The organism is Rhodococcus sp. 2H158 (assembly GCF_053764755.1).
The window spans coordinates 79,021-104,908 of sequence record NZ_JBSNCE010000009.1 but is presented as its reverse complement, the minus strand read 5'-3'; the positions used below and the strand labels follow the sequence as shown (position 1 = coordinate 104,908).

General features: G+C 71.6%; 21 protein-coding genes. 9 read left to right on the top strand and 12 right to left on the bottom strand.

Going from position 1 to position 25,888, the window contains the following annotated elements; all coding sequences use genetic code 11:
- Window positions 1–9: 9 nt before the first annotated feature.
- The gene (locus ACWPOB_RS10910) at window positions 10–738 is read right to left on the bottom strand and encodes an alpha/beta fold hydrolase (RefSeq protein ID WP_455400812.1); all 729 of its coding nucleotides are present in this window, start codon (window positions 736–738) and stop codon (window positions 10–12) included.
- Between the two features lie 135 nt (window positions 739–873).
- Between ACWPOB_RS10910 and ACWPOB_RS10905 the strand changes: the two genes are divergently transcribed.
- A complete protein-coding gene (locus ACWPOB_RS10905; protein ID WP_006938133.1) occupies window positions 874–1,251 on the top strand; it encodes an OB-fold nucleic acid binding domain-containing protein in 378 nt (125 codons plus the stop codon).
- A 69-nt stretch (window positions 1,252–1,320) separates the two neighbouring features.
- Window positions 1,321–2,001 (top strand): DUF3159 domain-containing protein, encoded by a 681-nt coding sequence (locus ACWPOB_RS10900; protein ID WP_100058131.1) that lies wholly within the window; start codon window positions 1,321–1,323, stop codon window positions 1,999–2,001.
- 4 nt (window positions 2,002–2,005) lie between these two features.
- Here the strand turns inward: ACWPOB_RS10900 and ACWPOB_RS10895 are convergent, their stop codons facing one another.
- Window positions 2,006–2,659: a potassium channel family protein gene (locus tag ACWPOB_RS10895; RefSeq protein ID WP_006938125.1), complete on the bottom strand. Its 654-nt coding sequence runs from the start codon at window positions 2,657–2,659 to the stop codon at window positions 2,006–2,008.
- Window positions 2,660–2,720: 61 nt separating this feature from the next.
- Window positions 2,721–3,386 (bottom strand): potassium channel family protein, encoded by a 666-nt coding sequence (locus tag ACWPOB_RS10890; RefSeq protein ID WP_006938124.1) that lies wholly within the window; start codon window positions 3,384–3,386, stop codon window positions 2,721–2,723.
- A gap of 185 nt (window positions 3,387–3,571) precedes the next feature.
- Here ACWPOB_RS10890 and ACWPOB_RS10885 point away from each other — a divergent pair, with 185 nt between their 5' ends.
- The 4 genes from ACWPOB_RS10885 to ACWPOB_RS10870 all read left to right on the top strand — a co-directional run bounded on the left by ACWPOB_RS10885 (window position 3,572) and on the right by ACWPOB_RS10870 (window position 8,999).
- Entirely contained in the window at window positions 3,572–5,566 is a 1,995-nt protein-coding gene (locus tag ACWPOB_RS10885) for an APC family permease (RefSeq protein ID WP_455400811.1), read from the top strand.
- A complete protein-coding gene (locus tag ACWPOB_RS10880) occupies window positions 5,563–6,831 on the top strand; it encodes a class I SAM-dependent RNA methyltransferase (protein WP_455400810.1) in 1,269 nt (422 codons plus the stop codon). Before ACWPOB_RS10885 ends, ACWPOB_RS10880 begins: the two co-directional genes overlap by 4 nt.
- Window positions 6,832–6,945: 114 nt before the next feature.
- Window positions 6,946–7,404 carry a MarR family winged helix-turn-helix transcriptional regulator gene (locus ACWPOB_RS10875; RefSeq protein WP_455400809.1) on the top strand — a complete coding sequence of 153 codons (459 nt, stop codon included), beginning with the start codon at window positions 6,946–6,948 and terminating at the stop codon, window positions 7,402–7,404.
- A 59-nt stretch (window positions 7,405–7,463) separates the two neighbouring features.
- Window positions 7,464–8,999, top strand: a complete 1,536-nt coding sequence (locus tag ACWPOB_RS10870) for an MDR family MFS transporter (RefSeq protein ID WP_455400873.1) — start codon at window positions 7,464–7,466, stop codon at window positions 8,997–8,999.
- Here the strand turns inward: ACWPOB_RS10870 and ACWPOB_RS10865 are convergent, their stop codons facing one another.
- Together ACWPOB_RS10865 and ACWPOB_RS10860 are read right to left on the bottom strand one after the other, a co-directional pair.
- Window positions 9,000–9,839, bottom strand: a complete 840-nt coding sequence (locus ACWPOB_RS10865; RefSeq protein ID WP_100057917.1) for an ABC transporter permease — start codon at window positions 9,837–9,839, stop codon at window positions 9,000–9,002.
- Window positions 9,836–10,810 (bottom strand): ATP-binding cassette domain-containing protein, encoded by a 975-nt coding sequence (locus ACWPOB_RS10860; protein ID WP_100057918.1) that lies wholly within the window; start codon window positions 10,808–10,810, stop codon window positions 9,836–9,838. Before ACWPOB_RS10860 ends, ACWPOB_RS10865 begins: the two co-directional genes overlap by 4 nt.
- Before the next feature lie 284 nt (window positions 10,811–11,094).
- Between ACWPOB_RS10860 and dxs the strand changes: the two genes are divergently transcribed.
- Window positions 11,095–13,068 carry a 1-deoxy-D-xylulose-5-phosphate synthase gene (gene dxs / locus ACWPOB_RS10855; protein WP_455400808.1) on the top strand — a complete coding sequence of 658 codons (1,974 nt, stop codon included), beginning with the start codon at window positions 11,095–11,097 and terminating at the stop codon, window positions 13,066–13,068.
- Between the two features lie 46 nt (window positions 13,069–13,114).
- On the opposite strand, the gene ACWPOB_RS10850 is transcribed toward dxs, so the two are convergent.
- The 7 genes from ACWPOB_RS10850 to ACWPOB_RS10820 all read right to left on the bottom strand — a co-directional run bounded on the left by ACWPOB_RS10850 (window position 13,115) and on the right by ACWPOB_RS10820 (window position 23,311).
- Entirely contained in the window at window positions 13,115–14,554 is a 1,440-nt protein-coding gene (locus ACWPOB_RS10850) for a sugar porter family MFS transporter (protein WP_455400807.1), read from the bottom strand.
- Window positions 14,555–14,691: 137 nt separating this feature from the next.
- Window positions 14,692–16,797 carry a 3-hydroxyacyl-CoA dehydrogenase NAD-binding domain-containing protein gene (locus ACWPOB_RS10845; RefSeq protein ID WP_455400806.1) on the bottom strand — a complete coding sequence of 702 codons (2,106 nt, stop codon included), beginning with the start codon at window positions 16,795–16,797 and terminating at the stop codon, window positions 14,692–14,694.
- 2 nt (window positions 16,798–16,799) lie between these two features.
- Window positions 16,800–18,008 (bottom strand): thiolase family protein, encoded by a 1,209-nt coding sequence (locus tag ACWPOB_RS10840; protein ID WP_455400805.1) that lies wholly within the window; start codon window positions 18,006–18,008, stop codon window positions 16,800–16,802.
- Window positions 18,009–18,389: 381 nt separating this feature from the next.
- Window positions 18,390–19,628, bottom strand: coding sequence for an HRDC domain-containing protein (locus ACWPOB_RS10835; RefSeq protein ID WP_455400804.1), 1,239 nt, complete (start codon window positions 19,626–19,628; stop codon window positions 18,390–18,392).
- A 119-nt stretch (window positions 19,629–19,747) separates the two neighbouring features.
- A complete protein-coding gene (locus ACWPOB_RS10830) occupies window positions 19,748–21,124 on the bottom strand; it encodes a WS/DGAT/MGAT family O-acyltransferase (protein ID WP_455400803.1) in 1,377 nt (458 codons plus the stop codon).
- A 119-nt stretch (window positions 21,125–21,243) separates the two neighbouring features.
- On the bottom strand, window positions 21,244–22,656 hold the full coding sequence (locus tag ACWPOB_RS10825; RefSeq protein ID WP_455400802.1) for a WS/DGAT/MGAT family O-acyltransferase: 1,413 nt from the start codon (window positions 22,654–22,656) through the stop codon (window positions 21,244–21,246).
- A gap of 79 nt (window positions 22,657–22,735) precedes the next feature.
- Entirely contained in the window at window positions 22,736–23,311 is a 576-nt protein-coding gene (locus tag ACWPOB_RS10820; RefSeq protein WP_100058720.1) for a DUF3000 domain-containing protein, read from the bottom strand.
- A 116-nt stretch (window positions 23,312–23,427) separates the two neighbouring features.
- Between ACWPOB_RS10820 and hemE the strand changes: the two genes are divergently transcribed.
- Together hemE and ACWPOB_RS10810 are read left to right on the top strand one after the other, a co-directional pair.
- The gene (gene hemE / locus ACWPOB_RS10815; RefSeq protein ID WP_455400801.1) at window positions 23,428–24,525 is read left to right on the top strand and encodes a uroporphyrinogen decarboxylase; all 1,098 of its coding nucleotides are present in this window, start codon (window positions 23,428–23,430) and stop codon (window positions 24,523–24,525) included.
- Window positions 24,522–25,886 carry a protoporphyrinogen oxidase gene (locus ACWPOB_RS10810; protein WP_455400800.1) on the top strand — a complete coding sequence of 455 codons (1,365 nt, stop codon included), beginning with the start codon at window positions 24,522–24,524 and terminating at the stop codon, window positions 25,884–25,886. Before hemE ends, ACWPOB_RS10810 begins: the two co-directional genes overlap by 4 nt.
- The last annotated feature ends 2 nt before the right edge of the window (window positions 25,887–25,888 follow it).

Sequence of the window (25,888 nt, the reverse complement as noted above, 5' to 3'; positions counted from 1 at the left end):
CCGGCGGGGTCAGTCCCCGACGCGGCGCAGTGCCTCCAGACAGGTGGCTCCGAGCACGGAGGGATCGGCGCCGATCCCGGCGAGGGTGACGGTGCCCAGCGCGGCCCGCCTCAGGTGCGCACACCATTCCTGCGCGACCGCGAGGGGGTGGACCGGGTCGTCCACGGCGGCGGCGATGCCGACCGGCACCTCGACGGTCCGCAGCTCGTCCCGGTCCAGCGCCCGGTACCGGGACGCCTCGTCGAGCGCCGCCGGCAGGCCCGGCCACTGCGACCGCCAGGAGCGGGCCAGTTCGACCCCGAGCCAGGCGGGGCTGGACGCCACCATCGCCGCGGTGACCGCAGCCAGTCCGTGGGTGCGCAGCTCGCCGGCCGTCCAACGGGCGCTCGCCGCCGCCGGCGCGGCCTCCGGCGAGCCCGTCCACGCCGGCAGGGCTGCGAGCACGCCGACGGTGCGCGCCGGGTGCTCGGCCGCCCACCGCAGTGCGACGGCCGCCCCGAGCGACACCCCGCCCACCAGCACCGGACCGTCGGCGGCGGCGCGCTCGAGCGCATCGACGTAGCTGCCGACGACGCGCACCGGGTCCGGGTCGACCGCGACGGTGCGTACTCCGGCGGCGGCGAGCGGACCGCCGAACGCCCGCTCCACGAAGCGGGCGTCGGAGCCCGTCCCGGGCAGGACGACGGCGACGAAAGTGCTGGTCCCGGCGTGTTCGGGGGATGTGTTCGCGGAGCGCATGGTCCGATCCTGCCGGACCCGTCCGAGCAGGTGGGAACCGGAGTGGTTGCCCTGTGCGGATAGGTCTACAGTGGCCCTCAGGAAAGCCCCATGCGCGGCCCGCGATCCGTGCCGCGCCCTTCTCAGGAGCACGCTATGGCACCCGCCGCAGCCGGTTACTTCCGCCGACTCACCCGTCGGCTCACGGAAGATCTCGAGCAACTCGACGCCGAGGAGATCGCCGAAACCGCTCAGGCGACGGGTGCCCGCCGCGCCTGCGACTGTGCGCGCGGCGAAGAGGTGACCATGTTCGGTCGTCTCCGCAGTGTCGAGGCGTGCCCGAAGGCCGCCAGCGCCGCCGTCGAGGCGGAACTGTTCGACGGCACCGAGGCCGTCAAGCTCGTATGGATCGGACGTCGCCGCATTCCGGGCATCGAGCCGGGCAAGACCCTGCTGGTGCGCGGGCGCGTCGGCGAGCGTGACGGCTCGAAGGTCATCTACAACCCGTATTACGAACTGCGCGAGCGGGCCTGACCCGAGCGCCGGTGCCCCAGCGCCCGGCGCCGCCCCGCGCCCGCGTGACGCTGTGGCACCCTCGTAGGAGTGAGCGACAAGCAGCAGACGGTCCTGGAACAACTCGGTGGACTCAGCGGGTTGGTCTACTCGACCGTGCCCGTGCTGGTGTTCGTTCCGGTCAACAGCATCTGGGGCCTGACCGCCGCGATCTGGGCGGCCCTCGCCGTGGCCACCGTCATCCTCGTGTGGCGGCTCGTCCAGCGCACCCCCGTCCAGCCCGCGGTCTCGGGGCTGCTCGGCGTGGGCGTGTGTGCGTTCATCGCCTACCGCACCGGCGACGCCAAGGGCTACTTCCTCTTCGGCATCTACACCAGCCTGCTCTATGCCGCCGGTTTCGTCGTGTCCATCCTGGTGCGGCGGCCCCTGGTCGGCGTCATCTGGGGCATGCTCAACGGGCAGGGATCGTCCTGGCGGCGGCATCGCGTCGCCGTGCGCGCCTACGACATCGCGACCGCGGCGTGGGCGCTGGTGTTCGCGGCCCGCTACCTCGTGCAACACGAGCTGTACGACGCCGACCGGACCGGCTGGCTCGCCGTGGCCCGCATCGGTATGGGATGGCCGCTGACCGCGGTGGCGTTGCTCGTGACCTTGTGGGCGGTCCGCCGTGCCGATCGGCTCGTCGAGCCGGCGCCCGAGGCTGTCGACGAGCCCGTCGAGACCGGCCCGGGCCGGGCCGCCGAAGCCGGCCCCGACCAGGACGCGCGCTGACCTGCTAGAGGCCGATGGCCGCCCGCAGTTCCTGCTCCACCTCGGCCGCGGCGACGAACAGCAGCTCGTCGCCGCCTTCGAGCGGATCGTCGGGCTGCGGGACGATGACCCGGCCGCCGCGCAGGATCGTCACCAGGGCCGCGTCCCGGGGCAGTTGCAGCTTGCGCACCGGCTTGCCGGCCAGCACGGTGGTGTCCGGCAGCGTGATCTCGACCAGGTTCGCGCCCTTGCGCAGCGTCATCAGCCGCACCAGGTCGCCGACCGAGACGGCCTCCTCGACCAGCGACGCCAGCATGCGCGGCGTGGACACGGCGACGTCGACGCCCCAGGACTCGTCGAACAGCCATTCGTTGCGCGGATCGTTGACGCGGGCGACGACGCGGGCGACGCCGAACTCGGTGGTGGCGAGCAGGCTCAGCACCAGGTTGGCCTTGTCGTCGCCGGTGGCGGCGATCACCACGTCGTACTGCTCGAGCTGCGCGGCCTCGAGCAGGCTCAGCTCGCACGCGTCGGCGTGCACCCACTTGGCGTCGGGCACGGATTCGGGCTCGACGTGCTCGAGCTTGCGTTCGAGCAGCATCACTTCGTGGTTGTTGCGGATCAGTTCGCGCGCGATGGAGCGCCCGACGGCTCCCGCTCCCGCGATGGCCACCTTCATCGGCGTTCCTCTCGGTGATTCCGGGTCGTGTGTTGCGGCTGCGCCCGCGGGCGCAGCACGGTCAGTCGTCGGCCGCGGGGGGCTGTTCGGCGAGGGCGATCGCCTCGGCGACGGTGCCCGAGACAGCCGCGATGTAGACCTGGTCGTCCGCCTGCAGCACGGTCTTGCGGTCGGGTAGGACCCCGGTGCCGAATCGGATGATGAACGCGACCCTCGAGTGGGTCGCGGCCTCGAACTCGGTGACGTTGCGGCCGATCCAGTCCTCGTGCACCGACACCTCCGCGACGGCGACGGTGCCGGTCGGATCCCGCCACTTGGCGGTCTGGCTCTCATGGGTGAGGTTGTGCAGGAACCTGTCGGTCGTCCACGGCACCGTCGCGACGGTCGGGATCCCGAGTCGCTCGTACACCGCGGCGCGCTTGGCATCGTAGATGCGGGCGACGACGCGCTCGACGCCGAACGTCTCCCGGGCCACACGGGCGGAGATGATGTTCGAGTTGTCCCCGGAGGAGACGGCGGCGAACGCGTCGGCCCGCTCGATGCCGGACCGCACCAGCACGTCCCGGTCGAAGCCCATACCCACGATCGTGTGCCCGGGAAAGTCCGGACCCAGCCGCAGGAACGCGCTCGGGTCGCGGTCGATGACGGCCACCTCGTTGCCCAGTCGGACGAGCGCCGCAGCCAGGGAGGAACCCACCCGGCCACAGCCCATGACCACCACGTACACCGTTCGCTCCGTTCCGCTTCTTTCCGTGTCGCCGCGCGTCCCGGTCGCGACGCGCAGAACCGAACCGTACCGCCCGCGCAGGACCGGCGTGCGGTGCCGGCCGAACGGGCTCCCCGCAGAGGTGCATTTCGGACACGGCCACGGGTGCCCGGCGGGTGGCGGGTGGGACGGCTTAGGCTTTGCGAGTGTCCAAGCTCTCGACCGCCACGAAGCGGTTGTTGTTGGGTAGGCCGTTCCGCAGCGACACGCTCGGTCACACGTTGCTGCCCAAGCGAATCGCCCTGCCGGTGTTCGCATCCGACGCGTTGTCGTCGGTGGCGTACGCCCCGGAGGAGATCTTCCTCGTCCTGTCCGTCGCGGGTCTGTCGGCGTACGTGTTCACGCCGTGGATCGGCGTCGCGGTGGCGCTCGTCCTCGCCGTCGTCGTCGCCAGCTACCGGCAGAACGTGCACGCGTACCCCTCCGGCGGCGGCGACTACGAGGTTGCCACCGTGAACCTCGGTCCGACCGCGGGATTGACCGTCGGCAGCGCCCTGATGGTCGACTACGTGCTCACCGTCGCGGTGTCGATCTCCTCGGCCGCGGCGAACATCGGATCGGCGGTGCCGTTCGTGGCGCAGCACAAGGTGCTGTTCGCGATCTCCGCGATCGTCGTGCTGACCGCGGTCAACCTGCGTGGCCTGCGGGAAGCCGGCACCGCGTTCGCCGTCCCGACCTACGCCTTCATGATCGGCATGATCGTCATGCTGGGGTGGGGTCTGGTGCGCGTCTTCGTGTTCGGGGACGACGTCAAGGCCGAGTCGGCCGGGTTCGAGTTGGTCGCCGAGCAGTCGGATCTGGCCGGGATCGCGTTCGTGTTCCTGCTGGCCCGTGCGTTCTCGTCCGGGTGTGCCGCGCTGACCGGCGTCGAGGCGATCAGCAACGGGGTGCCTGCGTTCCGCAAGCCGAAGTCCCGCAACGCCGCCACGACCCTGCTCATGCTCGGCGGGATCGCGATCGTCCTGCTCCTCGGCATGATTCTGCTCGCGAACAAGCTGGGGGTGGTCATCGCCGAGCATCCCGAGACCCAGTTGCGCGGTGCCCCGGAGGGCTACCAGCAGAAGACGCTCGTGGCGCAGCTCGCGCATGCGGTCTTCGACGACTTCCCGCTCGGGTTCCTGCTGATCACCATCGTGACCGCGTTGATCCTGGTGCTGGCCGCCAACACGGCGTTCAACGGCTTCCCGGTCCTGGCCTCGGTGCTGGCGCAGGACCGCTACCTGCCCCGGCAGCTGCACACCCGGGGCGACCGGCTGGCGTTCAGCAACGGCATCCTGTTCCTGTCGGGCGTGGCGATCGTCTTCGTGTGGGCCTTCGACGCCGAGGTCACCAAGCTGATCCAGCTCTACATCGTCGGGGTGTTCGTCTCGTTCACCCTCAGTCAGACCGGCATGATCCGGCACTGGACGCGGCATCTGGCGTCCGAGACCGACCCCGAACAGCGGGCCCGCATGCGACGGTCGCGGATCGTCAACACGATCGGCCTGATCATGACCGCATCCGTCCTGGTGATCGTGCTGGTGACGAAGTTCGCGGCGGGCGCGTGGATCGCGATCGTGGCGATGGTCGCGATCTTCGGCGTGATGAAGGCCATCCACCGTCACTACGACAGCGTGGCCGAGGAACTGGAGAACACCGAATGGGACGGTGTGCTGCCCAGCCGCACCCATTCGATCGTGCTGGTGTCCAAGCTGCACATGCCGACCCTGCGGGCCCTGGCGTACGCACGGGCCACCCGGCCGGACACGCTCGAGGCGGTCACCGTCAACGTCGACGAGGCCGACACGCGGGTGCTGGTGCGCGAATGGGAACGCAGCGACATCACCGTTCCTCTCAAGGTCGTCGAGTCGCCGTACCGGGAGATCACCCGCCCCGTCCTCGAATACGTCCGGCGGGTGCGACGGGACTCGCCGCGCGACGTGGTGACCGTGTTCATCCCGGAGTACGTGGTGGGTCACTGGTGGGAGCAGATCCTGCACAACCAGAGCGCGCTGAGGCTGAAGAGCCGGCTGCTGTTCCAGCCCGGTGTCATGGTCACCAGCGTCCCGTGGCAGCTGAGCTCGTCGGCCCATGCCCGCGGCGAACGATTGGACTCCGCGCCGGGATCGGTGCGGCGGGGATTCGAGGAGGAGGAGCGGTGAGCATCGACTGGTCCGGCCATCGGCTCGAGGTGACGCTGGGCAACCCGGCGCACGGGGGGTTCTGCGTCGCCCGGCACGAGGGGCGGGTCGTGTTCGTTCGGCACGGTCTGCCCGGGGAGCGCGTCGTCGCGCTGGTCACGGAGGACCGTGGCGGCTCGTTCTGCCGCGCCGACGCCGTCCACATCCTCGAAGCGTCGCCGGACCGGGTGGAGCGGGTGTGTCCCATCGCCGGTCCCGGCGGATCGGGGTGCTGCGACCTGTCCCACGCGACGGTGCCGGCCCAGCGGGCATTCGGGGCTGCGGTGGTCGCGGAGCAGTTGCGCCGTCTCGGCGGCATCGAGCGCGAGGTGGTCGTCGAGGAGGTGCCGGGCGGGGCGGCGAACGGCACCCGCTGGCGCACCCGGGTGCGGCTGGCCGTCGACGCCGCCGGGCGAGCGGGGTATCGGCGTTACCGGAGCCACGAACTGGAGACCGACCTGGCGTGTCCGCAGATCGAGGCGCGCGCCTACGAGGGGCTGGCCGAGCGGGTGTGGCAGCCCGGTTCCGAGGTCCAGGTGGTCCTCGATGCGGACGGGACGCGGCACGTGGTCGAGATCGCACCGCCGCCGGTCTCCCGCACGGGACGTCGCAGCCCGGGCCGGCGGGGAGCGTCCGCTCGCCGTGCGGCGGCCGGTGCGCCGCGCGCCGAGAAGGTGATCGAGGGCTCGGGGCGGGCGGTGGAGCGGGTCGGCGGCCGGGACTGGCACCTGGCCGCGACCGGCTTCTGGCAGGCGCACCGCGGCGCGGCGCAGACCTATTCCGACACCGTGGGGGAGTGGGCCGCGGCGTCGCCGGGGGCGACGGCGTGGGACCTCTACGGCGGCGTCGGGGTGTTCGCGGCCGTCCTGGCCGATCAGGTCGGCGACGGCGGCCGGGTCGAGTCGGTGGAACTGTCGCGCCGGGCGGTGCAGGACGGCGCGGAGGCGCTCTCGGATCTCGGGCAGGTGCGGTTCCATGCGGGCCGGGTGGAACGGCTGCTGCCGGATCTCCCCGCCCCGCAGGTCGTGGTGCTGGACCCGCCTCGGGCCGGCGCCGGGCGTGAGGTGGTGACGGCCGTCGCGGCGGCCGGTCCGGAGCGCGTCGTGCATGTCGGATGCGATCCGGCGTCGTTCGGCCGGGATGTCGGCCTGTACCGGGAGCACGGGTTCGAGCTGGCCGAGCTGCGCGTCTACGCGGCGTTCCCGTCGACGCATCACGTGGAGTGCCTGGCGTTGTTCACCCGCTGAGCGGGCCGATCACGGATTCACGGTGTCCCGCGCGTCCTCCGCGGTTGCTTGTGGCATGCAACTAAATGTATAGTTGCGTGTCGCAAGCAAATAATTTCGATTCGGAGGTGTTCCGTGGCTGTCCAGCCCGACACCGCGCACGCGCTCGTCGACGCGATCTTCGTGTTCGGTCGCACGCTGCGCACGACCCTGGCCAACTCGACGGGTGACCCGTTGCCCAACGCGCTGACCGGCGTCCTGTTCGTCCTGTGGCGAATGGGGGAGTGCCGCCCCACCGAACTCGCCGCGGAGCTGTGTATGAGTCAGTCCGCGTTGAGCCGGCAGCTGGGGGAGCTCGTCGAACGGGGGATGGTGGACCGCCACCGTGACCCGGACGACAGGCGAGCCCACCGCGTCTGCGTGTCCGAGACCGGGCAGAAAGCCCTGCGCGAGATCCGCGACCGGCGCGCCTCCCGATTGCACGAGCTGCTCGGCGGCTGGGACCAGGCGCAAGCCGAATCCGCCCTCGATGCGCTCGCGCGCCTGAACCACACCCTTTCCGTACACGAACCCACCGGAAGGAACTGCCTGTGAGTGCCGCAGCTGTCAGTCCCCCCTCCTCGGCGAGCAGACCCGGCGCCGCCGAGACCGCCATGACGCACCGCGAGATCCTCGAGGCGCTGGCCGGCCTGCTCGCCGCCCTCTTCACGGCCCTGCTCAGCAGCACCATCGTGGCGGTTGCGCTCCCCACGATCATCGCGGACCTGAACGGCACCCAGACCCAGTTCGCATGGATCATCACCACCGCGCTGCTCGCCAACGCCGCCTCGACGCCCATCTGGGGCAAGCTCGCCGACCTGTTCAACAAGAAGCTGCTGGTGCAGACGGCGATCCTCGTCTTCGTGGCCGGCTCGATCCTCGCCGGCTTCGCCACCAACGTGCCCGTCCTGCTCGCCGCCCGCGTGATCCAGGGCATCGGCATGGGCGGACTGACCGCCCTCGTGGTCGCGGTCATCGGCAGCATCATCCCGCCCCGCGAACGCGGCCGGTACTCCGGCTACATGGGCGCGGTGATGGCCGTGTCGATGTCGGGCGGACCGATCCTCGGCGGCATCATCGTCGACAGCCCGCTCGGCTGGCGCTGGTGCTTCTTCATCTCGATCCCGATCGCCGTCGTCGCCCTGTTGCTGTTGCAGCGCACCCTGCACCTCGTGACCGAGCGCAAGCAGAACGTGAGCATCGACTGGCTGGGCGCCACCCTGCTGACCGCCGGTGTCAGCGTCCTGCTGATCTGGGTGTCGTTCGCCGGCAAGGCCGGCTACTACGAGTGGCTGTCGTGGGAGACCCTCGTGTACGTCGGTGCCGGCGTCGGACTGCTCGCCGCCACCGTCGTGGTCGAATCCAAGGTCGCCGATCCGATTATCCCGCTGAAGATCGTCACCGAACGCACCACCGCGCTCGCGATCGTCGCCTCGATCGCCGTCGGTGTGGGCATGTTCGGTGCCACCGCGTTCCTCGGCCAGTACTTCCAGACGGCCCGCGGCTACAGCCCGACGGCCGCCGGTCTGCTCACCATCCCCATGGTGCTCGGAATGCTGGTCGCCTCGGTCGTCTCCGGTCAGCTGATCACCCGCTTCGGCCGGTGGAAGCCGTTCCTGGTGCTCGGCGCCGTACTGCAGGTGATCGGTTTCGGCCTGCTCGGGTTCCTCGACCACGCCACCCCGATGGGGCTGATCGGGGTCTACATCGCCATCGTCGGCCTCGGCACCGGCATGCTCATGCAAAACCTGGTGCTCGCCGTGCAGAACACCGTCAGCGTCCGCAACATCGGAGCCGCGAGCAGCTCGGTCGCGTTCTTCCGCACCTTCGGCGGCGCGATCGGAGTGTCCGTGCTCGGATCGATCCTCGCCACACGCGTGACCACGCTGTCCGCGGACGGCTTCGCCGCGCTCGGCATCGACACCGGCTCGGCCGGCGGCGGAGGCAACCTCGACCTCGCGGCCCTGCCCGAACCGGTCGCGGAGATCATCCGCCACGCCTACGGCGACGCCACCGGCCTGCTGTTCCTCGTCGCCGCGATCATCGCGCTGGTCACCGTCGCGGCGGTCGTGTTCATCCCGAACCGCCCGCTGCGCAAGACCATCGACATCGTCACCGAAGAGAAGGTGACCGCGCCGGCGGAGCACTGATCAGGACCGGCGGTTGTACAACCACATCGTCGCCGGCCCGAACAGCACGATCAGCGCCGCGCACCACGCGAACACGCTCGCGAGGTGCGCGGCGTCCGGCGTGCCGGCCATCAGATCCCGGATGGCGGTGACGAGCCGGCTGATGGGATTGACCGTCACGAAGCCCTGCAACCAGCTCGGCATCGTCGCGGGGTCGACGAACACGTTCGACGCGAAGGTGAGCGGGAACAGGATGGTCATGGACACACCCATCACCGCCTGCTCGCTGCGCAGCAACAGCGCCAGCATCGTCCAGACCCACGAGAGACTGAACGCGAACAGCAGCACGAGCGCCACCGACCCGATCGTGCCGATCGGGCCGCCCGTGGGCCGGAACCCGAGCATCATCCCGAGGACCAGCACGATCACCGACGCCAGCGTGTAGCGGGCGAGATCGCCGAACAACGCGCCGACGAGGGGAGCGGGCCGCCACACCGGCATCGAGCGGAACCGGTCGAACACGCCCTTCTCGATGTCGCGGTTGAGCGTCATGCCCGTGTACATCGTGATGGTGCACACCGTCTGCACCAGGATGCCGGGGATCAGGAACTGCACGTACGCGGTGGTCGAGCCGGCCAGCGCACCGCCGAACAGGTATGTGAACAGCAGCGTGAACATCAGCGGGAAGACGGTCACGTCGAACAATTGCTCAGGCACGTGCTTGATTCGCAGCAGTGCCCGCCACCCGAACGACAGCGACGCGGCGAACGCGGACGCCGGCGTCGGACGCGGCCCGGTGACGTGGAGGACGTCCACGACGGCGGCGGGGGTGCCCGCCCGTCGGTCGGCGGTCGAGGTCACGACGCGATCTCCTCGTCTTCGTCGGGAACTTCCGTGGGATGGCCGGTGAGCGCGAGAAAGACCTCGTCCAGGCTCGGCTGCCCGAGGGCGAACGTCGTGACCGGGATGTCCGCGGCGGCGAGGGCCGTCAGTGCCCCCGCCGCGGCCCGTGGATCGTCCACCCGCGCGGTCAGCGCGGCCGGATCGGACGTGGCCGTCACCGCCACCCCCAGCGCGGCGCCCAGCACCGCCGCCGCCTCGTCCCGGCGCGCGGGATCGACCACTCGCACGTGCAGCGAACCGGACCCGACGGACGCCTTGAGCTCACCCGGGGTGCCCTCGGCGATCACCCGGCCACGGTCGATGACCGCGACCCGGTCGGCGAGCTGGTCCGCCTCGTCGAGGTACTGCGTCGTCAGCAGCACCGTCGTCCCCGCGGCGACGAGCGCCCGCACGATCTCCCACACCTGGTTGCGGCTGCGCGGGTCGAGCCCCGTCGTCGGCTCGTCCAGGAAGATCAGTTCGGGAGCGACGATGATGCTCGCGGCGATGTCGAGGCGCCGCCGCATGCCGCCGGAGTAGAGCTTCACCTGACGGCCCGCGGCCGACTCCAGATCGAACGCGGCCAGCAGCTGTCCGGCCCGGGACCGGGCACCCGCCCTGGAGAAGCCCAGCAGCCGGGCGAGCAGCACCAGGTTTTCCGCGCCGGTCAGGTCCTCGTCGAGCGACGCGAACTGGCCGGTGAGCGAGACCCGGCGCCGCACCAGCTCGGGCTGGAGGCGCACGTCGTGCCCGAGTACGGTCGCGGTCCCGCCGTCCGGGGCGAGCAATGTCGCCAGCATCCGGATGGTGGTCGTCTTCCCGGCTCCGTTCGGGCCGAGGACGCCGTAGACGCCGCCGGCGGGGACGGCGAGGTCGATTCCGGCCACGGCGGTCTCCGCGCCGAAACGTTTGATCAAACCCGAGGTCTCGATGGCCAGTGCGGGAGGCATGGCTCCAGCCTTGCCCACGGTGCCGGGCACGGCAATCGGTTTTGTCGGATTCGACCGGCCTGGGGTCGCCCCGCGCAGTGCCCACATCCGCTGGGCGGGGTCCGGCGCGCAACACCGGCGACACCGTGTGCGACATCACATCATCGGCATAATGAGGTGAGGGACACGGTGTGAGACGGGGCGGCGGCACGACGAAGCGAGTCGACCACCTCCGACGCTCCGTAGACTGGGTGGAACCGCTCGCGCGGAGACGCGCGGGTCCGAGCCGGAGGGAGCAATTCCAGTTGGGTGTCCTGTCCCGCATCGAGTCGCCCGAGGACCTGCGTCGGCTCAGCCAGCCGGAGATCAGGGAACTCGCCGGGGAGATCCGGCAGTTCCTGGTCGAGAAGGTGGCGGCGACCGGGGGACACCTCGGCCCCAACCTCGGCGTCGTCGAACTGACCATCGCCATGCACCGGGTCTTCGACTCCCCCCACGACCCGATCATCTTCGACACCGGGCATCAGGCGTACGTCCACAAGATCCTGACCGGCCGCAAGGACGGCTTCGACACGCTGCGCAAGCAGGGCGGCCTGTCGGGCTACCCCTGCCGCGCCGAGAGCGAGCACGACTGGGTCGAGTCCTCGCACGCCTCGGCCGCCCTGTCCTACGCCGACGGCCTCGCCAAGGCCTACGAGCTGTCGGATCAGCAGGACCGGACCGTGGTCGCCGTGGTCGGCGACGGCGCGCTCACCGGCGGGATGTGCTGGGAGGCGCTGAACAACATCGCGGCCGGCAAGGACCGGCGGCTCGTGATCGTCGTCAACGACAACGGCCGCTCCTATGCCCCCACGATCGGCGGCCTGGCCGAGCACCTCGCGGCGCTGCGACTGCAGCCCGGCTACGAGCGTGTCCTCGACAACGGCCGCCGCTTCGTGAAGCGGCTGCCGTGGATCGGCGCGGCCGCGTACTCCGTGCTGCACGGGATGAAGGTCGGCATCAAGGACGCGGTCAGCCCGCAGGTGCTGTTCACCGATCTCGGCCTGAAGTACCTCGGACCGGTCGACGGCCACGACGAGGCCGCTCTCGAGGCCGCCCTCCGCCGCGCCAAGTCGTTCGGCGGACCGGTGATCGTGCACGCCGTCACCCGCAAGGGCGCCGGGTACGCCCCGGCCGAAAACCATGTCGCCGATCAGATGCACGCTACCGGTGTCATCGACCCGGTCACCGGCCGCGCCACCGCGGCGGCGTCGGCCCCGGACTGGACGTCGGTGTTCTCCGACGAACTGCTCGTGCAGGGCGGCCGCCGCAAGGACGTCGTGGCGATCACCGCGGCGATGCCGGGACCGACCGGGCTGTCGGCGTTCGGCGAACGCTACCCCGACCGGATGTTCGACGTCGGCATCGCCGAGCAGCACGCCGTCACCTCCGCCGCCGGCCTCGCACTCGGCGGAATGCACCCGGTGGTCGCGGTGTACTCGACGTTCCTCAACCGCGCCTTCGACCAGTTGCTGATGGACGTGGCGCTGCTGAGACTGCCCGTGACCGTGGTGCTCGACCGGGCCGGCATCACCGGCGCCGACGGCGCCAGCCACAACGGTATGTGGGACTTCTCCCTGCTCGGCGTGATCCCGGGGATCCGGGTGGCGTCGCCGCGCGACGGCGCGACCCTGCGCGAGGAGTTCGGCGAGGCACTCGCCATCGCCGACGGCCCGACCGTACTGCGGTTCCCGAAGGGCGCGGTCGGCCCCGACATCCCTGCGGTGGAGCGCATCGACGGCACCGTCGACGTGCTGCGGATGCCGTCCGAGCGCCGCGGCGACGTGCTGATCGTCGCGGTCGGCGCGTTCGCGGGCCTGGCGCTCGACGCAGCGGAGCGGCTCGAGCAGCACGGCCTCACCGCCGCCGTCGTCGACCCGCGCTGGGTGCTGCCCGTCCCGGCGTCCCTCGCCCGGCTGGCGCGGGACTTCCGGCTCGTCGTCACCGTGGAGGACGGCGGCATGCACGGCGGCGTGGGTTCGGCGGTCTCGTCGGCCCTGCGGGCGGCCGGGGTCGACGTTCCCACCCGTGAACTCGGTGTGCCGCAACGGTTCCTGGATCATGCGTCACGGGAACAGATCCATCGTGAGCTGGGGCTGACCGCGCAGGACGTCGCGCGTCAGGTGACCGGCTGGGTCGTCGGGCTCGGTGCCGCGCAGAAGGCGGAGCAGGCCGTGGACGGGACCGCCGGGGAGGAGTCCGCGGGCGACGTCGTCGTCCGCCGGGACCCCGGCCTCTGACGCTGCGACGACGGGCCGCCCGCACGTGCGGGCGGCCCCTCGTCGCTCAGCCGGCTTCCTCGAGGGTCCGTCCGCGTGTCTCGGGCACGAACTTGATCACCACCAGCAGAGACAGCGCGGCCATCACCGCGTAGCCGGCGTAGGTGAACGACAGGTTCCAGTCCGCCAGCGCCGGGAACGTCGCGGACACGATGAAGTTCGCGATCCAGTTGGAGGCGGTCGCGATGCCGACGGCGACGGCACGCACCCGGTTCGGGAACATCTCGCTGATGAGGACCCACACCACCGGACCCCACGACAGGGCGAAGAAGAACACGAAGGCGTTGGCCGCGAGCAGGGCGATCATGCCGTAGGTGTCGGACAGCGTCGCGACCTTCTCCCCGTCCTCGTTGACGACGAACGTCGCCGAGTGGAAGCACACCGCGGCAGTGCCCAGCGACGCCGCCATGCCGACGGATCCCACCAGCAGCAGCGGCTTGCGGCCGATCTTGTCGATCACCGCGATGGCCACGAAGGTACCGACGATGTTGACCAGTGCGCTGACGACGCTGATGAGCAGGGACCGGTCCTCGCCGAAGCCCACCGCCTGCCACAGCGTCGACGAGTAGTAGAAGATCACGTTGATGCCCACGAACTGCTGCAGCGCGGCCAGGGCGATGCCCACGTAGATCAGCGAGGCCACGCCCAGCCGCCGGGAGAACACGTCCCGCACACCCGGCCGGGCGGACTCGAGGTGCAGGGTCTCGCGGATCGTGGCGATCCGCTCGGCGACGGCGACCTCGTCGCCGCCCTCGACTGTGGCGATGATGCGGCGCGCGGTGTCCTCCCGGCCGATCCGCACCAGGTACCGCGGCGATTCGGGGATGGGGAAGGTCATGATCAGGTACAGCGTCGCGGGGACCGCGCCGAGTGCGAGCATCCACTGCCAGGCCTCGATGCCGAGCAGCTCTTCGCGGGCCCCGCCGGCGGCCGCGGCGAGGGCGTAGTTGACGAGCTGGGAGACGGCGATGCCGAGGACGATCGCGAGCTGGTACATCGAGCCGAGTCGGCCACGTATGGCGGCGGGCGAGATCTCGGCGATGTACGCCGGGGCGATGACCGAGGCGAAGCCGACGCCGACGCCACCTATAGAGCGCCAGAACGTCAGGTCGTAGATGCTGAAGGGGAACGCCGACCCGAGTGCGCCGACAAGGAACAGGACCGCGGCGATCTGCATGACCCGGATCCGGCCGAGCCGATCGGCGATGCTGCCGGCGATCCACGCACCGAGCGCGGCGCCGACCAGCGTCAGCGACACGGACAGCCCGATGGCCCCGGCGCCGACGTCGTAGCGCTCGCGGATGGCGCCGACGGCGCCGTTGATGACGGCGGTGTCGTATCCGAACAGGAATCCGCCGAGCGCGGCCACGGCGGCGAACAGCACCGCGCGGGCCACCGTGTGCTGCTGCTCGATCCTCGAATGGGGGAGGTGGGAACTGTCGGTCACAGGCTGGACGGTACGCCTGACGCCGCGTCGGGGGGCCGCTTCGGCGGGCACCGTGGCCGGGGCGATACGCACGGACGCGCCCCGGGGCCCACGACGGTTGCGCGGGTCCCGGGGCGCCGTGCGGAGCTACCGGTTCGTCAGACGCCGGCCACGCCGGGGGCGAGGAAACGTGTGCCGTTGACGGTCTCCGACGTGCCGGTGCGATCCAGGTACGGCGTGATGCCGCCGTTCCAGAATCCGAAGCCGCCGCCGAGGATCAGGCACAGGTCGATGTCCTCGGGGGCGGCGACGACGCCCTCCTCGAGCATGATCCGGATCTCCTCGGCGAAGGCGCGACGGGTCCGCTCGAGCACCTCCTCGGCGGTGGAGGGCTTGTCGCCCTGCGGCCACAGCGCCGCGACCTCCGGGTCGACGACCTGCTTGCCGTCCGCGTACGTCCACACGCCCGGCTTGCGGGCCTCGACGAGCGCCTCGAGTCCGGGGGAGGACACGAAGCGGTCGGGGTAGGCGGCCTGCAGGGTCTCGCCGGTGTGCAGCGCGACGGCCGGGCCGACGAGCGCGAGCAGCGTGAAGGGGCTCATCGGCATGCCCAGCTCGCCGACGGCGTTGTCCGCGACCTCGAACGGGGTGCCCTCGTCCACGGCGGTCATGACCTCGCCGAGGGTGCGGGTGACGAGCCGGTTGAACACGAAGCCCGGCAGGTCCGCGCACAGCACGGCCGACTTCTTCAGCGCCTTGGCGGTGGCGAAGGCCGTCGCGAGGGTCGCGTCGTCCGTCCGCGCGCCCCTGATGATCTCGAGCAACGGGAGCACGGCGACGGGGTTGAAGAAGTGGAAGCCGACGACGCGCTCGGGGTGCTTCAGGTCCGCGGCCATCGTGGTGATCGACAGCGACGACGTGTTGGTCGCCAGGACGGTTTCCGGCGAGACGTACTGCTCGATCTCGGCGAACACCTGCTTCTTGACGTCCATGTTCTCGAACACGGCCTCGATGACGAAGTCGGTGCTCGCGAACGCAGCCTTGTCGAGGGAGCCCGACACGAGCGCCTTGAGACGGTTCGCGGCGTCGGGCGACAGCCGGCCCTTGCCCTGCAGCTTGTCGATCTCGGTGTGCACGTAGCCCACACCCTTGTCGATGCGCTCGGAGTCGACGTCGGTGAGGATCACCGGCACCTGCAGCCGGCGCACGAACAGCAGCGCGAGCTGGCTGGCCATCAGGCCCGCGCCGACGATGCCGACGCCGGTGACCTTGCGGGCCAGGGACTTGTCCGGCGCACCGGCGGGACGCTTGGCGCGCTTGTTGACCAGGTCGAAGGCGTAGAGCCCGGCCCGCAGCTCGTCGGACATCAGCAGGTCGGCCAGCGCCTCGTCCTCGGCGGCGAAGCCCTTCGACAGCGACTCGGGATCGGCGATGTCGGTGTCGCGGGCCAGCTCGAGCAGCTCGACCGCCCGGGCCGCTCCGGGCGCGAAGCCGCGGGTCTTGGCCGCGACGAGCGCCTTCGCGCGGCCGAGCGCCGCGTCCCAACCGGCGCCGCGGTCGATCTCGGGGCGGGCCGGGGTGATGTCCCCGGCGAGGACCTTCGCGGCCCAGGCGAGGGACTGCTCGAGGAAGTCGGCCGAGCCGAACACCGCGTCGGCCAGGCCGAGTTCGGCGGCCTGCTTCGCGCGGATGACCTTGCCGTTGTTGAGCGGGTTCTCGAGGATCAGCGTCACCGCGTGGTCGGGCCCGATCAGGTTCGGCAGCAGCTGGGTGCCACCCCAGCCGGGGACCAGACCCAGCATCGTCTCGGGCAGGCCGAGCGCCGGCACGTTGTCGGCGTAGGTCCGGTAGTGGCAGTGCAGCCCGACCTCGAGGCCGCCGCCGAGGGCGAGGCCGCCGACGAAGGCGAACGTCGGCACCCGCGAGTCGCGCAGGCGGCGGAACACGCGGTGACCGAGGCGGCCCAGCTCGAGCCCCTGCTCGCGGCTGGTGATCGAGGGAACGCCCTTCAGGTCGGCGCCGGCGGCGAAGATGAACGGCTTGCCGGTGACCGCGACGGCCGCGGGGTTCGCGGCGAAGGCCTCGTCGAGGGCCTTGTCGAAGGCCTCGAGGCCGGCGGGGCCGAACGAGTTCGGCTTGGTGTGGTCGAACCCGTTGTCGAGGGTGATCAGCGCGACGGGACCGTCGATGCCGGGCACCTCGACGAGCTTGGTGTAGGCGTTCGTGACGACCTCGTCGGCGAACAGGGACGAAAGCTCGCTCATGACTACTTGTCTCCCTCGAAGTTGGGGTTCTCCCAGATCACGGTGCCGCCCATGCCGAGGCCGATGCACATCGTGGTCAGGCCGTAGCGCACCTCGGGGTGCCGGGCGAACTGCCGGGAGAGCTGGGTCATCAGGCGCACGCCGGACGACGCGAGCGGGTGGCCGCAGGCGATGGCACCGCCCCACTGGTTGACCCGCGGGTCGTCGTCGTCGATGCCGAAGTGCTCGAGGAAGGCGAGCACCTGCACGGCGAAGGCCTCGTTGATCTCGAACAGGCCGATGTCGTCGATGGTCAGGCCGGTGCGGGCGAGAACCTTCTCGGTCGCCGGCACCGGGCCGATGCCCATCACGGCCGGGTCGACGCCCTGGAAGGCGAAGCCGACCATGCGCATGCCGATCTGCAGACCCAGTTCGCGGGCGGTGTCCTCGCCGGCGAGGAGGCAGGCCGTCGCGCCGTCGTTGAGGCCGGCGGCGTTGCCGGCGGTGATGCGGCCGGCGGGGCGGAACGGCGTCTTGAGCTTCGCGAGATCCTCGAGCGTGGTGCCCGGGCGCGGCGGCTCGTCCTCGGTGGCCAGGCCCCAGCCGGTCGCCGACCGGGTGGCGACGGGCACGAGGGTCTCGGCGATGTGGCCGGCCTTCTTCGCGGCGTCGAACTTGTTCTGGCTGGCGACGGCGTAGGCGTCGGTGCGGGCCTTGGTGATGCCGGGGAACCGGTCGTGCAGGTTCTCGGCGGTGTTGCCCATCACCAGGGCGCTGGGGTCGACGAGTTTGTCGGCGAGGAACCGGGGGTTCGGATCGGCGCCCTGACCCATCGGGTGGCGGCCCATGTGCTCGACGCCGCCGGCGATCACGACGTCGTACTGACCGAAGCCGATTCCGGAGGCGGTGGTGGTGACTGCGGTCATCGCGCCGGCGCACATGCGGTCGATCGCGAAGCCCGGCACGGTCTCCGGTAGGCCGGCGAGGATCGCGGCAGTGCGGCCGATGGTCAGGCCCTGGTCGCCGGTCTGGGTGGTCGCGGCGACGGCGACCTCGTCGATGCGCGCGGGGTCGAGCTGCGGGTTGCGGCGCAGCAGCTCCCGGATGGTCTTGACGACGAGGTCGTCGGCGCGGGTCTCCGCGTAGATGCCCTTCGGGCCCGCTTTCCCGAACGGGGTGCGTACGCCGTCGACGAAGACGACATTGCGTTGAGTTGTGGTGGTTGACGCCACGCGTATTCCTCCCGATGGAGCGATGCTCGCCGACGCCGGCGAGGCCAGGGTTCCGGGAACATCCCGGCGCCGGGCAGCCCGGACGCCAGCGTGTTACCGACCAGTAACTTACCATCCGCGTCGGGCGTCACCGGAGGGGTGCGCGCGCCGGGGAGCCTCCGGTCTCCCCGCGGTCTGCGCGTGCTGCGGCGAGGCCGGTGGCTGCCGGGGTTGCCGGGCGCGCTCGTGACCATCAAGGGGATTCGCAGCGCTGATCGCGAGTACGTTGCTCTGAACAGCAGGTCTGCGGAAGCGCTCGACACCGAGGGGGTGCCGAATGCATCGATCGAGCGTGCAGCGGACGCGACCGCGGGTCCTCGAGCCGGGGCGGGGGGAACCGGGTCAGTCCGCGGTCAGCGCCTTCGCCAGGCGCGGCGCCGTCAGCTCCCGCTGCCAGGGCCGTGCCCCGTCGGTGGCGAACCGTTCCTCGATGTACGCGACGACGTCGGTATCCGCCGACACCCGCCACTCCCAGCACAGCCGGCGCACCAGTTCGGGGCCGACGAGATTCTCCACCGGCACCTGCACCTGCTCGCTGAGCTCGGCGAGCGCGGCACGGGCCGCGGTGAGCCGCGCCGCGGCGTCGGGATCGTGCCGGGCCCAGCGGTTGGCCGGCGGCGGGCCGGTGAACGGCTGTGTGACGGGTGGCAGCTCCGATTTCGGCAGCGCCCGGGCCCGCTCGATCGCTCCCAGCCACACCCGCGACGACCGGCGCTGCCGCGGTCCCCCGAACACCGGCAGGGCGCGCAGCTCGTCGACGGTACGGGGTGCGGCCTCGGCTGCGGCGACGATCGCGGAGTCCGGCAGCACCCGGCCCGGGGCGATGTCTCGGCGTGCCGCGAGTTCGTCTCGCGCCGCCCACAACTCGCGCACGATCGCGAGCCGCCGCGGATCCTTGACGGTGTGGATGCGGGAGGTGCGCCGCCAGCGGTCGGGCTTGGGAGCAGGAGGCTCGGCGCGACGGATGTGCTCGAACTCCTGCGCGGCCCACTCCGACTTGCCCTGCTGCTCGAGCTCGGCCGCCATCGCGTCCCGCAGCTCGACGAGGATCTCGACGTCGAGAGCCGCATAGTTCAGCCAGGCGTCGGGGAGCGGCCGGGTGGACCAGTCGGCCGCCCCGTGGCCCTTGCGCAGCTCGAAACCGAGGGTGCGTTCGACGATGGCGGCCAGCCCCACCCGATCGAAGCCGGCGAGACGCCCGGCCAGTTCGGTGTCGTAGAGCACCGCGGGCCGCAGGCCCAGCTCGTCGAGGCCGGGCAGGTCCTGGTCGGCGGAGTGCAGCACCCATTCGAGATCGTTGATCGCCGACGCGAGCGGCGCGAGCGCGTCGGCCGTCGGGATCGGGTCGAGCAACACCGTGCCGGCGCCGGCGCGACGCAGCTGCACCAGATAGGCGCGCGCGGAGTACCGGAAACCCGAAGCCCGCTCGGCGTCGACGGCGAGCGGCCCGCTGCCCGCGGCGAGCGCTTCCGCCGCCGCGGCCACCCCGGCTGCCGTGGTGACGACCTCGGGGACGCCGTCACGCGGGGTCAGCAGCGGGACCGTTGCCCCTGCGGGCTCGTGTTCGTTGGCTACCGACATGGTTCGTGACTCTATCCGGGTGGCGGCGGTCTGGGCGTCGACCCGGTCAACCGCGCGGTCGACGCGCCGATTCCCGGTGTGACGAGCGGCACACGACGGGGCGGGCTGCTGTGCGGTTTCTACTGTGCGGTGTCGAGTTCGTCGAGCGCCGACGGGAAGGCGTCGACGAGCGTCCAGACGTCGGGAACCAGTTCGGGGCACGCGAGCACGCCGACATCGAGCGCGCCGTCCAACGACATCACGGTGATGTTGAGTCCGGCCCCGTGGAAGATCGGTCCCAGCGGGTACATGGCCCGGATCCGGGCCCCGAGGAAGTACAGGGGCATCGCAGGGCCGGGCACGTTCGACACCACCAGGTTGTGGACCACGGGGTGGCGTTCCGCGAGCCGCAGCGACGCGTACGTGCGCATCGCCGCGCCGAACACCGCGGGCGCCATGAACTGCGTCCAGTCCTGCAGCAGGCTTGCGCCCAGGGCTGAATTATGTTCTTTGGCACAGGCATTCGCATCCGCGATCGCGTGTAGCCGCTCGATCGGATCGGCGATGTGGGTGTGCAGGCTCGCGAACATCGGCGAGACCTGGTTGCGTCCGGGCCGGTCCGACGTGCCGCGCACCGACACCGGGACCATGCCGATCAGTGGCGAGTCGGGGAGCTCGTCGCGGTCGGCGAGGTAACGGCGCAGCGCACCGGCGCACACGGCCATGACGACGTCGTTGACCTTCACCCCGTGCTCGTCCTTCACGGCCTTGACCCGGCCCAGGTCGAACTGCGTGAATCCGACGCTGCGGTGGCCGGTGATCGTGCCGTTGAAGGAGGTGCGCGGAGCGGTGAACGGTGCCGGCATGGCCTCGCCGCGACGGGCCCGGGTGATCCACCGGGGCACCAGCTCCACGGTCTTGGGTAGCGCCCGCACCAGCCCCAACGGGCGGGTGGCCACGTTGAACAGGCCGCCGAGGGCGATCCCGAGCGCCGAGCCGCCGCCGGCCCCGTCTGTGACGGGCTCGGGCCGTGGCGCGTCCGGTTCGAGGCTGCACAGCTGCGCCACGAGGTCCGCGCCGGTGACGCCGTCGGCGCCGGCGTGGTGGATCTTCGTCATCACGGCGACCGATCCGTCCTCGAGGCCCTCGATCACCACCATCTCCCACAGCGGCCGGGAGCGGTCGAGCGGCTGTGCGGCGATGTGCCCGCACAGGTCCGCGAGTTCCGCCCGGCGCCCGGGCGCCGGGACCGCGACCCGGTGCAGGTGGCGGTCGAGGTCGAAGTCCGGATCGTCCACCCATACCGGATGGTCGAGATTGAACGGGCTGTCGGCGATCTTCTGACGGAACAACGGTACGGCCGTGAGGCGCGCCGCGAGTTCCGCGCGCAGTGTCTCGTAGCGGTATCCGTCCGGAACGGTCGTCGTGTCGAGGACGATCAGTCCGCACACGTGCAGCAGCTGCGTCGGCGTCTCGAGGTACAGGAATCCGGCGTCGAGGCCGCTGAGTCGATGCATGGCCTCATGGTAGAACAGGTTCTAGTATCGGCGTGGGAAGCCTGCTCCGCCTGCCCGAACGGGCCTTCGTCGCCCCGACGGTCCGGGAACCCGCCCCCGGGTGCAGCGACGGGCGCCGGTCAGCTCGGCGCGGCGAGCGGGGCCGGCGGAACGCCGGGCACCCGGTCGGCCAGTTCCGCGAGGGCAGCCGGGAGGCCGTCGGCCAGCCGCCACAGGTCCGGCAGCAGGTCGGGGCACGACTGCAGACCGAAGTGCAGGCCGCCGTCGAGCGACAGGACGGTGATGTTCAGGCCTGCGCCGTGGTAGATCGGCCCGAACGGGTACAGCGCGGTGATCCGCGCGCCGAGGTAGTACAGCGTGTCCGTCGGCCCGGGGATGTCGGAGACCACGAGATTGTTCAGCACCGGGAGCACGTTGGGCAGCCGCAGCGCCGAATACAACCGCAGGGCCGCCCCGAACGCCGCGCCCGGAGCCACCTGACCCCAGCTGCCGAGCAGGTCGGGGTCGAAGGTGGCCTGGTGGGCCTTGGCCGCCGTCTCGTCCGCCGCGACGGCGTGCAGCCGCACGACGGGATCGGCGATCTCGGTGTGCAACCGCCCCATCAGCACCGAAATCTGATTGCCGGCGTCCCCCCGGGCGCGTCCGTGCACCGATACCGGGACGGCGGCCACCAGGGGGGAGGCCGGCAGTTCGCCGCGGGCGGCGAGATATCGGCGCAGAACCGAGGCGCACAGGGCCAGCACGACATCGTTGACCGTGACGCCGAACGCGCGCTTGACCGCCTTCACGGCCGCGAAATCCAGCGTCACGAACGCGACGTTGCGACGGCCGGTGACGCGGCGGTTGAACGACGTCCGCGGCGCCGTGAGCGGCCCCGCCATCGCCTCCCCCCGCCGGGCCCGGCCCACCCACCGGGGCACCATGGCCGCGCTGGACCGCACCGCGCGGGCGAGGTCCAGCGGCCGGGTGGCGAGGTCGGCAACGCCGCCCGCGGCGACGGTCAGGCGGTTCGCCCCACCGACGCCGGGCGGCTCGGGCCGCGGTGGCGGGGCGCCGGGTTCGCGGTCGCACAGCTGCGCCAGCAGGGTCGCCCCGGCGAGGCCGTCCACGACGGCGTGGTGGATGCGCGTCAGCACCGCGACCGAGCCATCGGCCAGTCCCTCGAACACCGCGGTCTCCCACAGCGGCCCGGACCGGTCGAACCGCTGGGCGAAACGCTGCCCGCAGAGCACGGCCAGTTGGGCCGCGGTGCCCGGCCGCGGCACGGTGAACCGGCGCACGTGCAGGCCGACGTCGAAATCGGGGTCGTCCACCCACACGGGATGGCCGGGATTGAGCCGGGAGTCGACCACTCGCCGGCGCAGCAACGGCACCGCCGCCACGCGCGCCTCCAGGTCGGAGCCGAGCCGTTCGAAGGAGTAGCCGCCCGGCACGGTCGAGACGTCGAGCAGCGCCAAGCCGCCGATCTGCACGGGCAGCCCCGGCGTGTCGGTGTAGAGGAGGGCGGCGTCGAGCCCGCTGAGCCGACGCATGCCTCGATCATAGGGCCGCGGGGGTGCGCCGGTACACCGCTCTCCGTGCCGGCTCCGACTCGGCGTCGCGGCTAGCGGCTCAGTGCTGCAGGCGCGTCACGCCGGCCGGGGGCAGACCCGCCGCATACGCGAGCACCTCGCAGAACGCCTCCACGTGCGGTCCGAGCTCGCCGGATTGCGCGGTCCACGACGCCCGTAGCTCCAGCTGATGCGCCCGCGCCGGGCCGGCGATGTCGCCGAAGCGCACCGAACTCGTCGACGTCACGGTGCCGCCGAGCGCCGTCAGCGGCTCGCCGTGCGCCTCGAGCGCATCGACCAGCCAGCTCCAGGCCACTTCCGGCAGCAGCGGATCGGCGGCCAGGGTGGCGTCCACGTCGGCCTGGATGTAGGCGACGAGCCGCATCGTGCCGTTCCAGGCCTCGTCGCCCTCCGGGTCGTGCAGCAGGATCAGCCTGCCGAACGCGTCGCCCTCCGATTGCTCGGGCACCAGGTCGGTGTCCGGATGGAGCACCTCCGCGCCCAGCGCATAGCTGTACGGAGCCAGCCGCTGCGGCGGCCGGATCGGACCCACCTCGATCTCCGGCCGCACGGTGGCCGCGTTCATCGAGTCGATGGCAGCGCGGAACTGGGCCGGCTCGGCGGGCGAGGTGGTCACGACAGCGGACGTTAGACCGGGTGACCGGGACCACGCGGGAGGCGCGCCGATTCCGGAGGGGTGGCCGGGCGTGGCAGCATGGGCAGCGACCCGTGCCCTTGGACGAACGAGGATCAATGACCGGCCTGGAGAACACGAACGTCGGCTCCACCCCGCGTGTGGATTACCCGACGCGGCGCCAACTCCCGCAGGCGCCCCTGCTCGCCGCCGCGCGGGGACTCGAGCCGGCGCACCGGCCCGTGTGGTTCATGCGGCAGGCCGGCCGGTCGCTGCCGGAGTACCGCGAGATCCGGGCGAACATCGGCATGCTCGAGTCCTGCTTCGATCCCGAACTGGTCTGCGAGATCACCCTGCAGCCGGTGCGCCGGCACCGGGTGGACGCCGCAATCCTGTTCTCGGACATCGTCGTTCCGCTCAAGGCCGCCGGGATCGACCTCGACATCGTGGCCGGGACCGGACCGGTGATCGCGAACCCCGTGCGCACCGCGGCGGACGTCGCGCAGCTGCCCACCCTCGAACACGACGAGGTCGGTGCCGTCGCACGGGCGGTGGGACTGCTCACGCGCGAACTCGGCGACGTCCCGCTCATCGGCTTCGCCGGGGCGCCGTTCACCCTCGCCTCCTACCTCGTCGAGGGTGGACCCAGCCGCAACCACGAGCGCACCAAGGCCCTCATGCACGCCGATCCGCGCACCTGGCACGCCCTGCTGGGGCGGCTCGCCGACATCACGATCGCGTTCCTGCACGCTCAGCTGCACGCCGGCGTCGACGCCATCCAGCTGTTCGACTCGTGGGCCGGCGCGCTGTCGCTGGCCGACTACCGCGAGTTCGTGCTGCCCCATTCGGAACGCGTGTTCGCCGAGGTCGAGTCCGCCGGCGTGCCGCGCATCCACTTCGGTGTCGGCACCGGCGAACTGCTCGGCGCGATGGGCGAAGCCGGCGCCGATGTGGTCGGCGTGGACTGGCGGGTGCCGCTGGACGTCGCCGTCACCCGGGTGGGGGCTGGAAAGGCGTTGCAGGGCAACCTCGATCCCGCGATCCTGTTCGCCGGACCCGAGGTGGTCCAGGCCGAGGTGCGGCGCATCGTCGCCGAGGGTGACCGCGCGCGCGCCGCGGGGGCGACCGGGCACATCTTCAACCTCGGGCACGGCGTCCTGCCCGACACCGATCCGGGCGTCCTCACCGCCGTCGTCGAACTGGTGCACTCGCTGTGAGCGGTGCAGGAGCACCGAGCGTCGCCGTCGTCGGCGGCGGCATCACCGGGCTCGTCGCGGCGTACCGGCTGCGTCGCCTGCTCGGCGCGCACGCCCGGATCGTCCTCCTCGAGGGCTCCGAGCGGCTCGGCGGGAAGCTGCGCACCGTACCGCTCGCCGGGGATCCGGTCGACGTGGGGGCGGAGGCGTTCATCGGCCGCCGCCCCGAGGTCCCCGCGCTGCTCGAGGAGCTGGGCCTGAGCGACCAGCTCGTGCACCCGTCCGGGGCCCGGCCGCTGATCTACGCCGGTGCCGCGCTGCACCCGCTGCCCAGCGGCACCCTGATGGGGATCCCCGCCGACGCCGGGTCGCTGACCGGTCTCGTCGACGCCGACACCCTCGCGCGGATCGCGGCCGAGCCCACCGTCCCGCTGTACTGGGACCGCGCCGGCGACGTCTCGGTGGCCGACCTGGTCGCCGACCGGTTCGGCGAGCAGGTGGTGCGCCGCTCCGTCGACCCCCTCCTCGGCGGCGTCTACTCCGGGCTCTCCGACACCGCGGGCGTCCGGGCCACCCTGCCGACCCTGGCCGCGGCCCTCGACGCGGGAGCCCCGAGCCTGAGCGAGGCGGTCACCCGTGCGCTGCCGGCGCCCTCGGACGCGCCCGTGTTCGGCACCCTGCGCGACGGCTACGGCACGCTGCTCGACGCGCTGGAGAAGGCCGCCGACGCCGAGATCCGGCACGCCGCCGCGAGCGGTCTGCGCCGCGCCGGCGGCCGCTGGAACCTCGACCCGATCGGACCCGTCGACGGTGTCGTCCTCGCGGTGCCCGCCGACCGTGCCGCCGAGCTGCTCGCCGACGCCGTCCCGGCGGCGGCCGCGCAGGCGTCCCGGATCCCGCTCGCCTCGTCCGCGGTGGTGGCGCTGGCGCTGCCGAGCGGTGCCGCGTTGCCGCAGAACTCCGGGATCCTCGTCGCCACCGGCGAGGACCTGTCCGCCAAGGCGTTCACCCTGTCGAGCCGCAAGTGGCCCCACCTGGCCGGGCGCGAGGTCGCGCTGGCCCGCGCGTCGTTCGGCCGTTACGGCGAAGCCGCGATCGTCGACGCCCCCGACGACGAGCTGATCGCCCGTGCTCGCGCCGACCTCGCCACCGTCACCGGCGTCACCGACGAGCCCGTGGCCACGTTCGTCCAGCGCTGGCACGGCGGCCTGCCCCAGTACCGGGCCGGGCATCTCGACGTGGTCGCCATCCTCGAGGACGCCATCGCTACCGTCGACGGCCTCGAGGTCGCCGGCGCGATGCTCCACGGCGTCGGAGTCCCCGCCTGTGTCGCATCAGGCACGACGGCCGCGACGCGGCTCGCTACGCGAGTGGCAGGATGAGC

Bases quoted from the DNA above. Each gene is read 5' to 3' on its own strand.
- ACWPOB_RS10910 (WP_455400812.1), bottom strand. From the start codon at position 738: ATGCGCTCCGCGAACACATCCCCCGAACACGCCGGGACCAGCACTTTC.
- ACWPOB_RS10905 (WP_006938133.1), top strand. From the start codon at position 874: ATGGCACCCGCCGCAGCCGGTTACTTCCGCCGACTCACCCGTCGGCTC.
- ACWPOB_RS10895 (WP_006938125.1), bottom strand. From the start codon at position 2,659: ATGAAGGTGGCCATCGCGGGAGCGGGAGCCGTCGGGCGCTCCATCGCG.
- ACWPOB_RS10870 (WP_455400873.1), top strand. From the start codon at position 7,464: ATGACGCACCGCGAGATCCTCGAGGCGCTGGCCGGCCTGCTCGCCGCC.
- ACWPOB_RS10860 (WP_100057918.1), bottom strand. From the start codon at position 10,810: ATGCCTCCCGCACTGGCCATCGAGACCTCGGGTTTGATCAAACGTTTC.
- ACWPOB_RS10845 (WP_455400806.1), bottom strand. From the start codon at position 16,797: ATGAGCGAGCTTTCGTCCCTGTTCGCCGACGAGGTCGTCACGAACGCC.
- ACWPOB_RS10835 (WP_455400804.1), bottom strand. From the start codon at position 19,628: ATGTCGGTAGCCAACGAACACGAGCCCGCAGGGGCAACGGTCCCGCTG.
- ACWPOB_RS10830 (WP_455400803.1), bottom strand. From the start codon at position 21,124: ATGCATCGACTCAGCGGCCTCGACGCCGGATTCCTGTACCTCGAGACG.
- ACWPOB_RS10825 (WP_455400802.1), bottom strand. From the start codon at position 22,656: ATGCGTCGGCTCAGCGGGCTCGACGCCGCCCTCCTCTACACCGACACG.
- hemE (WP_455400801.1), top strand. From the start codon at position 23,428: ATGACCGGCCTGGAGAACACGAACGTCGGCTCCACCCCGCGTGTGGAT.